General features: G+C 66.4%; 10 protein-coding genes. 7 read left to right on the top strand and 3 right to left on the bottom strand.

What is annotated here, in order from left to right:
• Position 1: 1 nt before the first annotated feature.
• Positions 2–1,144, bottom strand: a complete 1,143-nt coding sequence (locus FQK05_RS02485; protein ID WP_158964252.1) for an acyl-CoA dehydrogenase family protein — start codon at positions 1,142–1,144, stop codon at positions 2–4.
• A gap of 239 nt (positions 1,145–1,383) precedes the next feature.
• Here FQK05_RS02485 and FQK05_RS02480 point away from each other — a divergent pair, with 239 nt between their 5' ends.
• Positions 1,384–2,757, top strand: a complete 1,374-nt coding sequence (locus FQK05_RS02480) for a TIGR02594 family protein (protein WP_158964250.1) — start codon at positions 1,384–1,386, stop codon at positions 2,755–2,757.
• A 114-nt stretch (positions 2,758–2,871) separates the two neighbouring features.
• Here FQK05_RS02480 and FQK05_RS02475 read toward each other — a convergent pair whose 3' ends face one another.
• Positions 2,872–4,371 carry a CoA-acylating methylmalonate-semialdehyde dehydrogenase gene (locus tag FQK05_RS02475; protein ID WP_158964248.1) on the bottom strand — a complete coding sequence of 500 codons (1,500 nt, stop codon included), beginning with the start codon at positions 4,369–4,371 and terminating at the stop codon, positions 2,872–2,874.
• Positions 4,372–4,550: 179 nt separating this feature from the next.
• Here FQK05_RS02475 and FQK05_RS02470 point away from each other — a divergent pair, with 179 nt between their 5' ends.
• The 6 genes from FQK05_RS02470 to FQK05_RS02445 all read left to right on the top strand — a co-directional run bounded on the left by FQK05_RS02470 (position 4,551) and on the right by FQK05_RS02445 (position 9,500).
• Positions 4,551–5,447: a LysR family transcriptional regulator gene (locus FQK05_RS02470; RefSeq protein WP_158964246.1), complete on the top strand. Its 897-nt coding sequence runs from the start codon at positions 4,551–4,553 to the stop codon at positions 5,445–5,447.
• 60 nt (positions 5,448–5,507) lie between these two features.
• Positions 5,508–5,942, top strand: coding sequence for a CBS domain-containing protein (locus FQK05_RS02465; protein ID WP_158964244.1), 435 nt, complete (start codon positions 5,508–5,510; stop codon positions 5,940–5,942).
• 207 nt (positions 5,943–6,149) lie between these two features.
• Complete coding sequence (gene coaD, locus FQK05_RS02460; protein WP_158964242.1) at positions 6,150–6,668, top strand: pantetheine-phosphate adenylyltransferase; 519 nt, start codon at positions 6,150–6,152, stop codon at positions 6,666–6,668.
• Positions 6,669–6,820: 152 nt separating this feature from the next.
• On the top strand, positions 6,821–7,813 hold the full coding sequence (locus FQK05_RS02455) for a phosphatase PAP2 family protein (RefSeq protein WP_158964240.1): 993 nt from the start codon (positions 6,821–6,823) through the stop codon (positions 7,811–7,813).
• A 28-nt stretch (positions 7,814–7,841) separates the two neighbouring features.
• Entirely contained in the window at positions 7,842–8,696 is an 855-nt protein-coding gene (locus FQK05_RS02450; RefSeq protein ID WP_158964239.1) for a hypothetical protein, read from the top strand.
• Between the two features lie 57 nt (positions 8,697–8,753).
• Positions 8,754–9,500, top strand: coding sequence for a hypothetical protein (locus FQK05_RS02445; RefSeq protein ID WP_158964237.1), 747 nt, complete (start codon positions 8,754–8,756; stop codon positions 9,498–9,500).
• A gap of 29 nt (positions 9,501–9,529) precedes the next feature.
• Here FQK05_RS02445 and FQK05_RS02440 read toward each other — a convergent pair whose 3' ends face one another.
• The gene (locus FQK05_RS02440; RefSeq protein ID WP_158964235.1) at positions 9,530–11,131 is read right to left on the bottom strand and encodes a hypothetical protein; all 1,602 of its coding nucleotides are present in this window, start codon (positions 11,129–11,131) and stop codon (positions 9,530–9,532) included.
• Positions 11,132–11,135: the final 4 nt, after the last annotated feature.

Genomic DNA, 11,135 nt, shown 5'->3' with positions numbered 1-11,135 from the left:
CTCAGCGCACCCCCATCAGCGACCGCGCCACGATCAGGCGCATGATTTCGTTCGTGCCTTCCAGGATCTGGTGGACCCGCAGGTCGCGTACGCGCTTCTCGATCCCGTAATCGGCCAGATAGCCATAGCCGCCATGAAGTTGCAGGCATTGGTCGACGACGCGACTTCCGGCCTCGGTCACGAACTTCTTGGCCATGGCGCAGAAATAGCTGGCGTCCTTGTGCCCCTGATCGACCTTCCACGCAGCCTGCCGCAGGAAGGTGCGGGCGGCCTGAAGCTCGATCTCCAGGTCGGCGGTGCGGAATTGCAGCGCCTGGAACTGGTCGATGGTCTTCCCGAAGGCCTTGCGTTCGGCCATGTAGGCCACGGTCTGGTCCAGCGCGGCCTGCGCCGCGCCCAGCGAACAGGCGGCGATGTTCAGGCGCCCGCCGTCCAGCCCGATCATGGCGTATTTGAAGCCGTCGCCTTCGACGCCGACAAGATTCGCGGCCGGCACCTGGCAGTCGTCGAACTGAACCTGTGCAGTGGGCTGGGCGCGCCAGCCCATCTTGTCTTCGTATCCGCCGAAACTCAGGCCTGCGCTGCCGGTTTCCACCAGCACGGTCGAAATGCCCTTGGGGCTGTCATCCCCGGTCCGGACCATGACGACATAGGCGTCGGAATAGTTCCCGCCCGAGATGAAGGCCTTGGTCCCGTTCAGGGTATAGCCTTCATTCGTCCGCACTGCCTTGGTCTTCAGCGCAGCGGCGTCAGAGCCGGAGCCCGGTTCGGTCAGGCAATAGGACAGCACCGTGTCCATCGAACAGACGCCGGGCAGGACGCGGCCCTTCAGGTCGTCCGATCCGAAGCTGTCGATCATGCGCGCGCACATGTTGTGGATCGACAGGAACGACGCGACCGAGGCGCAGGACATCGACAGCGCCTCGAACACCAGCGTGGCGTCCAGACGCGACAGGCCCGAGCCGCCGGCGTCCTCGGACACGTAAAGCCCGCCGAACCCCAGTTCGCCGACCTTGGGCCAGAAATCCTTGGGGATCGTCCCGGCCTTTTCCCACTCCAGCGCATGGGGCGCGATTTCCGCCTCGCCAAAGGCCTTGGCCATGTCGAAGATCGCGACCTGTTCCTCGCTCAAGCTGAAATCCATTTGTGCCCTCCTTCTCCGGACCGGGGATGCCGGTTCCATTCACGTTTCCGGGCGGCGCGGGGGCCGGATCCGGGGCCCAGGCTGTCAAGCCTGCATTTCACGTCCTAGACGCCCAACTTTCGGTTGAGTACGCTGGTGTCATTTGCCGCTCGAAAGGCGACACCGGGCGATGCATTCTCATTATTGCAGCATGTCCCGGGCAATTTGATTTTCCCGATGATTTGAAAGCGATCCCCCAAATGCACAAAGTCATTGATACACCCTGGAACGCCGCGGCGCATGCCCATGATCTGAAATCCGCCGGGGTCGAAACGGTCATTCGCTATTTCAACCACACGAACTCGGCCAAGCTGCCCGAAAAACGGGTGGACAAGGCCGAGGCCGCGGCGCTGGCCGAGGCCGGGTTGAAGCTGGTCACCGTATTCCAGCAGCGCGGCGGCAGCGGTGGCAACCTGGGCGACCTGACGGCCGCCAGCGGCACCCGAGACGCCGAACGTGCAGTCGGGCTGGCCGAAGCCATCGAACAGCCGGCGGGGTCGGCCATCTATTTCGCGGTGGATCACGATTACTTCCGCTCTGCCGAACTGGCGTCGATCAAGGCCTACTTCGCGGCGGTGAAGGCGATCGTCGGGCCGAAGGGATACCGCGTGGGCGTCTACGGGTCCGGCACTGTGGGCCGGGCGGTGCGCGACGCGGGATCGGTCGACCTGATCTGGCTGGCGGCCGCCAGGGGCTGGTCCGGGACACGGGACATGCTGCAGACGGACGCATGGGAGCTTTACCAGATCTGGCCGCCGATCAACGATCCGCTGCCCCACGACGGCAACACGGTGTCCCCGGCCTGGCACGATTACGGCCAGTTCGTGCCCGGAGGCACCGCCACGGCAGACCTGCCGCCAGAGGAGGTGACCCGCGTGCCGAACGCGGTGATCATGACGGTCGAGGCGCGCAGCGGCCTGCGCATGCGCCGCGGTCCCGGTTCGGGGTTCGAGGTCGAGACGGTGGTGGAAAACGGCACCCAGCTCTTTGCCGTGGGCCGGACCGACGAATGGGTTCAGGTCGACCTGCAGGGCGACGGCATGGCCGACGGTTTCATGCATGGCGACTATCTGAAGGTCGTGTCGGGCGGGCTGCCCGCACCGATGCCATGCCCGCAGACGGCGACGTCGGGTTTCGCCCAGGCCTATCAGGTCGCCAATGCAGAATTGGCGCTGGGGGTGAAGGAGATCGCGGGCGCGCAGCACAATCCGCGGATCGTGATGTACCACAATTCGACCTCTGCCGGCGCCGGCACGGCGGACGAGGTGGCGTGGTGTTCGTCCTTCACCAACTACTGCGTCGAACAGGCCGGGTTCCAGGGCACCGACAGCCAGTGGGCGCTTAGCTGGGAAAGTTGGGGACAGGATGCCACTGCCGATCCGCGCGAAGGCGACATCGTCGTCTATGAACGCGTGGGGGCGGGGGGGCATGTGGGCTTCTTCGTGGCTGACCACGGCGACACCATCGCCACGCTGGGCGGCAACCAGTCGAACCGGGTGAAGATCAGCCATTACCCGAAGAACGGAAAGCTGGGGTCGCAGACCTACAAGCTGCGGGGCATCCGCCGGGGATGACCGGTGGGCACGGCCGGTTGGGATACCGGCCGGATCCTTTGACTGTATCGCGGGACAGGGGCGCATGCGTGTCTCCGGCAGCGAAGCGCGGGGGATTTCCCCCGCGCCGGTGCTTCAGTCCATCGGCTTGAAGTTGAACTCGCCGCCTTCTTTCAGGCCAGACGGCCAGCGCGAGGTCACGGTCTTGGTGCGCGTATAGAATTTGAACGCGTCCGGCCCGTGCTGATTCAGGTCGCCGAAGACCGATTTCTTCCAGCCGCCGAAGGTGTGATAGGCCAGCGGCACCGGGATCGGAACGTTCACGCCGACCATGCCGATGTTGATCCGGTTGCAGAAGTCGCGCGCGGTGTCGCCATCGCGGGTGAAGATCGCGGTGCCGTTGCCGTATTCGTGGTCCAGCGCCAGCTGCAATGCGTCTTCATAGGTTTCGGCACGGACGGTGGACAGGACGGGCCCGAAGATTTCCTTCTTGTAGATGTCCATGTCCGGAGTCACCCGGTCGAAGAGGTGCGGACCGACGAAGAAGCCGTCTTCATAGCCCTGCAGGTTGAAGTCGCGGCCGTCGACGACCAGTTCCGCGCCCTGTTCCACGCCGCTTTCGACCAGCTTCAGGATGTTGGCCTTGGCCGCCGCGGTCACGACGGGGCCGTAATCCACGTCGTTGCCCGCGGTATAGGGGCCGACCTTCAGCTTCTCGATCCGGGGGACCAGCTTTTCGATCAGCGCATCTGCGGTGGCTTCGCCCACCGGCACGGCGACCGAGATCGCCATGCAGCGTTCGCCGGCTGCACCGTATCCTGCACCGATCAGCGCGTCGGCGGCCTGATCCATGTCGGCGTCCGGCATGATGATCATGTGGTTCTTGGCACCGCCGAAACACTGGACGCGTTTGCCCATCGAACAGCCGCGGCCATAGATGTATTCGGCGATGGGGGTCGAGCCGACGAAGCCGATCGACTGGATCACCGGGTTGTCGATGATCGCGTCGACCACTTCCTTGTCGCCATTGACGACCTGCAGGATGCCCTTGGGCAGGCCGGCTTCTTCCATCAGTTCGGCCAGCATCAGCGGCACAGACGGATCGCGTTCCGACGGCTTCAGGATGAAGGCGTTGCCGCAGACGATGGCGGGCGCGAACATCCACATCGGGATCATGGCCGGGAAGTTGAAGGGCGTGATGCCCGCGCAGACACCCAGCGCCTGGCGCATGGAATACATGTCGATGCCCGGGCCGGCGCTGTCGGTGAATTCACCCTTCAGCATCTGCGGTGCGCCGATGCAGTATTCGACGACTTCCAGGCCACGCTGCACGTCGCCCTTGGCGTCCGGGAAGGTCTTGCCGTGCTCGCGGCTCAGCGCCTCGGCCAGCTTGTCCATGTCGCGGTTCAAGAGGTCCACGAACTTCATCATCACCCGCGCGCGGCGCTGCGGGTTGACGGCGGCCCATGCGGGCTGGGCCTGGGCCGCGATCTCGACCGCGATGTCCAGCTCTCCGGCGGTGGCCAGCGGCACTTTGGCCTGAACTTCGCCCGTGGCCGGGTTGAAGACGTCGCCGAAACGGCCCGACGTGCCCTTCACATGGGCGCCGTCGATGTAATGCGTCATTTCCTGCATGAGGGTTCCTCCTGATCCGGCGGCCTCGGTTTGGGTCCGCCGTGTTCGCAGTGTTTCCGAAGTGATCAAGCAGTGATCATTTGCGCGCAGGATAGGGTTGCAAAAATCGGGTGAACAGGGGCAAACCTTCAAAAGGGCTTTGCGGTTCTGCAAAGGATTGGTGTCGAAGGATTGCAGAATTGGATCCGAACTGGGACGACATGAAGGTGTTCCTGGCCGTGGCACGGGAAGAGACGCTGTCGGGCGCCGGCCGCCGCCTGAAGCTGGACGCGGCGACGGCCGGGCGGCGGATCCAGCGGCTGGAATCGGCCCTGGGCACGCCGCTCTTCGTGAAATCGCCGCAAGGCTATGCGCTGACCGCGGCGGGCGAGCGGCTGATGGAACACGCGTTGGGGGCCGAACAGGCGATGCGCGCCGGGTCCGAGGCGCTGACCGGCCCGTCGGACCGGCTGTCCGGCCAGATCCGGATCGGCGCGCCGGACGGCTGTGCGAATTACCTGCTGCCGCAGGTCTGCGCGGCGCTGTCCAAGGGGAATCCCGATCTGGACATCCAGATCGTGGCCCAGCCCCGGGTGGTGAACCTGTCCCGGCGCGAGGCGGACATGGCCATTTCCGTCAGTCCGCCATCGGTGCAGGCACTGACGGTGCAGAAGATCACCGACTATCACCTGCACCTTGTGGCCGCCCGCAGCTTCCTGGACGCGCATCCGGATCTGGCTTCGGGCACGGATCTGAAAGGGCACCGGCTGATCGGCTACATCCCGGACATGATCTTCGACGCGGAACTCGACTACCTGCGCGATCTGGGGATCGAACGGGTGCAGCTGGCGTCGAATTCCGTTGCGGTTCAACTGCGTCTGGCCGCCGAAGGGGCAGGGCTGTGCGTGGCGCACGATTTTGCCCTGCCGGCACATCCCGGGCTGACCAAGGTCCTGCCGGGCGAGATCGGGCTGACCAGATCGTTCTATCTGGTGCGACATCGCGGCGACCGGCAGAGCGCACGGTTGTCCCGTTTTGCCGCCGCTCTCGCAGAAGGCGTGCGCCTTGAGGTCGCGCGGCTTGAAGCGATGGCTTGACTTTGGTCCTTGTTGCGGTGAACTTGTTATTCTCGCAACATTATTTCAAAGGACGCGCCAATGCTGGTACAAGAAGTCCTGAAGTCGAAAGGAAGCCCGGCCGTCGTTACAGTGACGCCGGATCTTTCGGTGGCTGATGCGGCCAAGGTGCTGGCCGAAAAGCGGATTGGTACGGTCGTGGTGTCAGCCGATGGCAAGCATGTCGACGGGATCCTGTCGGAACGCGATATCGTGCGCGAACTGGGCAAGACCGGCGGCGGATGCCTTTCGAAAAAGGTGGCGGATTACATGACCCGCAAGCTGGTGACCTGCACGCGCGCGATGTCCACGGACGAGGTGCTGCACAAGATGACCGACGGACGCTTCCGCCACATGCCCGTGGTCGAGGATGGCGAGCTGATCGGCCTGGTCTCGCTTGGCGACGTGGTCAAGGCACAGCTGACCGTGCTGACGATGGAAAAGTCGGCGCTGGAAAGCATGATCATGGGTCACTGACCCAGAGGGCGGCGCGGGAAGGAGAGGGCCCACGCTGCCCGCCCAGGAGGACGGGCGCCGGAGAGGAGGCCGGCGCCCGGGGCAGGGCTGCGCGCAATTTTGTTGCGCACCCTTGCAATGATCGGTCTGACATGATGTCTTGCGCGGGACGTTTCGATACGAAACACGTACGCCAGTACGGCCGAAATAATTCCTGAGGAGGCTGCCATGCGCGTGGGGCTCTATCCCGGTACCTTCGATCCGATCACCCTCGGACACATAGATATCATTCGCCGGGCGGCTACGCTGGTCGACAAGCTGGTCATCGGTGCCGCGATCAATCGCGACAAGGGCCCGCTGTTCACGCTGGAAGAGCGTGTCGCCATGATCAAGGCCGAGACCGATCCGCTTCAGGACGAGATGGGCACCGAGATCGTGGTTCATCCCTTCGAAAACCTGCTGATCGACTGCGCCCGCGATGTCGGCGCCCAGATCATCGTGCGTGGCCTGCGGGCCGTTGCGGATTTCGAATACGAATTCCAGATGGTGGGCATGAACCGTGCGCTGGACGACAGTGTCGAGACGGTCTTCCTGATGGCCGAGGCCCGCCACCAGGCCATTGCCTCGAAACTGGTCAAGGAAATCGCGCGGCTGGGCGGCGACGTCTCGCGCTTTGTCACGCTGCCGGTCCGGGATGCGCTGGAAGAACGCTTGGGTGTGAAACAGGTGCCCCGCCGCCGTGCCTGACAGGCCCGGCATTTCGGTTTTCGGCCCCTTTTCAGAGCCTTCCGTAGCGGCATGTTTCGGTCCAAGCGTGACTTTACCGTGATTTCCTGAATCACGCTCGACCGGAGATTGAGCGATCTTAATCTCTCTCCAGATGTAACGGAGGGAGACGCATGGTGCCAACGTCCATGCTGGACATGTCTACCAGTGCAGAAATCGAAACGCGGGGCATTTCTTCGGAGCCGCGCGCGACTCCCCGCACAAGGCCGGGTATCGCGAAGCGAAACAAGCGGTCCAGCCAGCACGCGGATCTGCGGGCCAGGTTCAGCCAGTTGGACCCGGACCTGCGCACCGTCCTGGTGGTCGACCGTCTGGCCGAAGGCATCCAGACCCGCCTGTCGGAAGGCGAGGACGGTGCCCGTCTGGCAGAGATCACGGTCGCGCCCTGCCCTGGGGCCGATCCGGTTCCGGTTCTGGTCATGGGCACACGGCCCGCTGACAAGGCGTTCTGGTTGGCCGAGCTTGAAGACGTGGTCTGCGCCGCCGCCCTGCGCGGCGAGCGTCAGATGGAGATTGACCAGCAGGACCGTGACATCCTTGGATTTTTCGCACTGGCCGTGCCGGTGGGGCGGGTCAGCCATCCTGAAACCCAGGTGCTTCTGGATGCGGTGCAGCAGGTCGTGTCCGGGTTGGCCTTGGACCTGCAGGCCCATTTCGGGGTAGACCGCCCGGGCCGTCTGCGTCCGGATCTGATGACGGGCGGGAACGTGCCTGCACAGGGCAGCTTTCCGGGCCATCACGCGGCGGTCAGCTTTGCGCTGGCCTCGGTGCTGGACAGCTTCTACCCCGATGCAGACGGCGCGGCGCTTCGCGATATCGCCCAGCGGATCGCGCAGAACCGATGTCATGCCGGACTGCACTTTCCCGTGGACACCATCGCCGGCGCCCTTCTGGGCGAGGTGGTGGCCGAGGCGCTGCTGGCCCGACTGGGCCTTGCGATCTGCCGCGACGGTCGCCGGATCGAGGCCTGGACCGGCGGCACCATCAACCGGCTGGGCACCGCGATGACGGATCTGGGCTGGCAGAACACGCGCGATCCGCTGCTGGAGATGATCGCGGCCGACGTGATGCGCGAAACGCGGGGCACAGGGCAGCGCGTCGTGTGACAGGGGGTACGGGGGCGGAAGGCTGAACATGGTTCTTGTGGTTCACGAGAATGCTCCGTCCGGGCTTCACCTGCCGGAAAACTATCTTCCGGTCGCCTTGCCTGCACTGATGGGAATGTCCAGGGGCGCGTCCCGGCGCGCCTTCGCCTTCCCGGACCTGGAAGCCTCGGCCTGGATTTCCGATTCCGTTCTGGCGGACCCCATCGCGACCTCGGCCGCGCTGACACAGTTCGCAGGGCCCGGGTCCTTGGTCTATCTGGGCCCCAGCCAGCGCGGCGGGATCGAGGACCGGCCCGAGATCGGCGCGGACTGGCTGCCGGCCGGGCTGGGGCCGGCCGCGGACCGGGAGACGGCCGCGGACACTGCGTCTGATGCAGTCCCGCGGACGGCGATCTGCGTGGTCGATGCGGGCATCGCCTTCTGGAACCCGGCCTTCTGCAGCCCGCCGGGGGCGTTCTATCCGTCCGTCTTCGAAGGGCTGGGCTTCCTGCAACTGGGGCATGGCAAATCGGGCCGGCCGGGACTGACCTGCCTGTCCGACAGCGACATGCGCATCATCCCCGCCCGCGCCCGCGCAGGGGCGGAGGAGTCGATCCTGCGGGAACTGGGCGAACGGTTCGGAGGCAGTGTCTTCGGGGCCACGCTGCACAGCCGGTCGCTGTTCCGGTCTGATCGGGTGTCCCGGGGTACAAGGCTTGCCCACAGCGCGCTTGCCTCGGCCAGGGCCAGGCTCCGCTCCCGGGGCGGCGACCGACCCTTGCCCGGCTTCTTCGGGGTCGAACTGCCGGGGGATGTGCTGCTGGATCCGATGGGCGACACATTGCAGGTGGCCCTGGCGCTGGCGGTCAAGACGGGCGTCGCCATGATCCGCCGGCATCGCTAGTACAGTCGGGGCGCGCGCATCGTCTTCGTCCTGCCTCTTGTAACCGAGGCGGGGCCGATGGCGCGCAACCATCCCCTGTACACTGTCATGGATTGTGTTGCGGGACACGGGCAGGGGCAGGTCAGCATCGTCTTTTCGGGCGGCAAGACGTCGTCCCTGCACGCGCGCGCCTGGCTGCAGCCGCCGCCGCCGCGGGTCTGGTCGGATCCGCTGGTCTGGCATGTGCCGCGGGCCAATCCCACCATCGCCACTCTGGATCTCAGCTGCAGGGCCGATGCGCCGCTCAGCCTGGCGCTGACCGCGCCGGGCGATCCCAACCGGGTCGTGACCACGGTTCTGGAACGCGGGGCGCTGCGGCTGATCCGATATCGCAGCCGCATCGTCGGGGCCGCCATCGGGCTGGAACCGGGGCCGTGCGGACGCACGCGTATCCGCCTTGCCATGGCGCCGACGGCCACGCATGGGGCCGGCCAACCCGTATGTCCCGCGGGGGACTGGCGCATCGCCCTGTCGGTGCCGGGCGGGGGCACCGGCCCGGTCCTGGCCGGCACGGCGGTGACGGCAGCGGGCATTCCGCGCAGCGGTTTTCGCCTGGGCGACGCCACAGGCGCGGCATGCTGGACAGGCCATGATGACCCGACGGGCCTGAGCTCTGCTGGCTGCGACCTTGGTTGCGGCTGCAGTTGCGGCGCCGGGGTGCGAAAGGCCGGGGACGCAACCCGGCCGGCAGCGCGGCACGATTTCCACTATGTGTCGGGCCCCGCGACCGAGGCAGCGGGCTATGCCGGTGCGCTGGCGATCTGATCGCGTATCGGGCCGGTCACGGCGTGCTGTCAGCCATTGATCGCCTCTGCCAGCCGCGGGATCAGCCCGGCTGCGTAAAGCCCCTTGACCGGATAGCCGGGCGTCAGCAGCCGGGCTGGGGTGAAGGACTGTTCCTGCATCCGCAGCAACGACATCGACCGCTGCGCGCGTTCCCGGTTGCCAAGGATCGTCGCCAGGGCGAACTGATAGCGCAGCGCCGGGCGATAGCCCGGGCGGTTCATCACCACCTTGTGGACCCGCTGCGCCGCCTCCTCGATCCGGCCCAGGGCAAGCGTGGCGATGGCCGCCTGCACGTCCCAGCAATAGCTGTAACTGAGCGGGGCCGCGATGTGGCGGGCCCGTTCGGCCATGCACTGCGCTGCCTCGAAGTCGCCTTCGATCAGGTTGGCCTGGCTGGCTGCGCCGAGCGCGTAGGGATCGGCGCCCGAAAACTGGACTGCCCGGCGCGAAAGCTCTGCCCCGATCTCGGATTCGGGCTGGAAGTTCAGGTAGGCGTGGGCGGCCAGGCCCAGAACGGTTGGGTTCGTGGGCCCGGCCCGGACCGCTGCATCGGCCAGTTCTTCGGCCGCCCGGGCCCGCGCGGGGATGATCGGGGATGCGTATTCCTGCACGTCGTTGACCTGCGCATAGGCGCGCCAGGCCAGCGCCATCCCCGAACTGTCGTGGACGGAGAGCTGGGCCAGCTGCCGGGCCGCGGCTTCCATCTGGTCGCGGTTGCCGGCGAAGATGCCCTGGGCCGCGGTCTGGATCGCGATCGCGGGCAAGCTGGCGGCCACCGGTTGGCCGGACAGGCGCCGGATGGTCGCCCCGGCGGCGGTTTCGCTGAAGGCGGCGATTTCCGTCCCGCCCAGGATCTGGCCGAAGTTCAGCGGCATGTCCAACTGGCCGGCCCACAGGAACAGGCGGCCATCGTGGCCGGCGCTGCGCAGGTTCACGAACCACCGGCCTTCACGGATCAGGCCCCGGATGTCGAAGTGGATCAGGGGCGGTGGCCCGGTAAAGGGGTCGGTGGCCCCCTGCGGCACGACCGTCACGTCAAGGTTGCCGTGATTGCGCATCCGGTCGGCCAGCAGGCCGGCCAGGTGTTCGGCAAGGTGCCGCTCCTCCGGGCTCGACGGCACGGTCCCCTGCGAGCTGGCGATCCGGATCACACAGCGTTCCTCGGCCTCGGTTTCGGCGCGGGGCGCTGCCTCGGCCGGGAAGGCCGGGCCGTGGGTCCGCCGGACGCTGCGCAACCACAGGCCGAAGGCCGGGTCCGGCGCCTCCAGCCCGTCCAAGAGCGTGCCCGTGCCGTCACGGTCCAGCCGCACGGCTGGATCCAGCCAGACGGCCTCGCGGTCGCTGCCCAGAAGGTCGGCCCCTTCGCCCAGGCTTTTGCGGATATTTGCCAGTGCCCGTCGCAGCGAGGTGATCCTCTGGTTGCGGGACCGGTCGGACCACAGCGTGTCGCGCAGCCAAGGCCGCAGGCAGCGCCGGTCGGGGGCGAAGGCGAGCAAGGCCAGCAGCGCCCGTTCCTTGCGCCCTGCCGGCAAAACGTCGCGGCCAGCCCCGTCCTGCGCGGCGAAAGGGCCGCGAAGGCGCAGCGTCAGAGGGGCCTCGTCTATCGACACGTCG

The organism is Chachezhania sediminis (assembly GCF_009765275.1).
Taxonomy (GTDB): Bacteria; Pseudomonadota; Alphaproteobacteria; order Rhodobacterales; family Rhodobacteraceae; genus Chachezhania; species Chachezhania sediminis.
Note: the sequence above shows the minus strand (reverse complement) of the source record. Positions and strands in the feature narration are given on the sequence as shown.

Bases quoted from the DNA above. Each gene is read 5' to 3' on its own strand.
- FQK05_RS02485 (WP_158964252.1), bottom strand. From the start codon at position 1,144: ATGGATTTCAGCTTGAGCGAGGAACAGGTCGCGATCTTCGACATGGCC.
- FQK05_RS02480 (WP_158964250.1), top strand. From the start codon at position 1,384: ATGCACAAAGTCATTGATACACCCTGGAACGCCGCGGCGCATGCCCAT.
- FQK05_RS02475 (WP_158964248.1), bottom strand. From the start codon at position 4,371: ATGCAGGAAATGACGCATTACATCGACGGCGCCCATGTGAAGGGCACG.
- FQK05_RS02465 (WP_158964244.1), top strand. From the start codon at position 5,508: ATGCTGGTACAAGAAGTCCTGAAGTCGAAAGGAAGCCCGGCCGTCGTT.
- coaD (WP_158964242.1), top strand. From the start codon at position 6,150: ATGCGCGTGGGGCTCTATCCCGGTACCTTCGATCCGATCACCCTCGGA.
- FQK05_RS02455 (WP_158964240.1), top strand. From the start codon at position 6,821: ATGGTGCCAACGTCCATGCTGGACATGTCTACCAGTGCAGAAATCGAA.
- FQK05_RS02450 (WP_158964239.1), top strand. From the start codon at position 7,842: ATGGTTCTTGTGGTTCACGAGAATGCTCCGTCCGGGCTTCACCTGCCG.
- FQK05_RS02445 (WP_158964237.1), top strand. From the start codon at position 8,754: ATGGCGCGCAACCATCCCCTGTACACTGTCATGGATTGTGTTGCGGGA.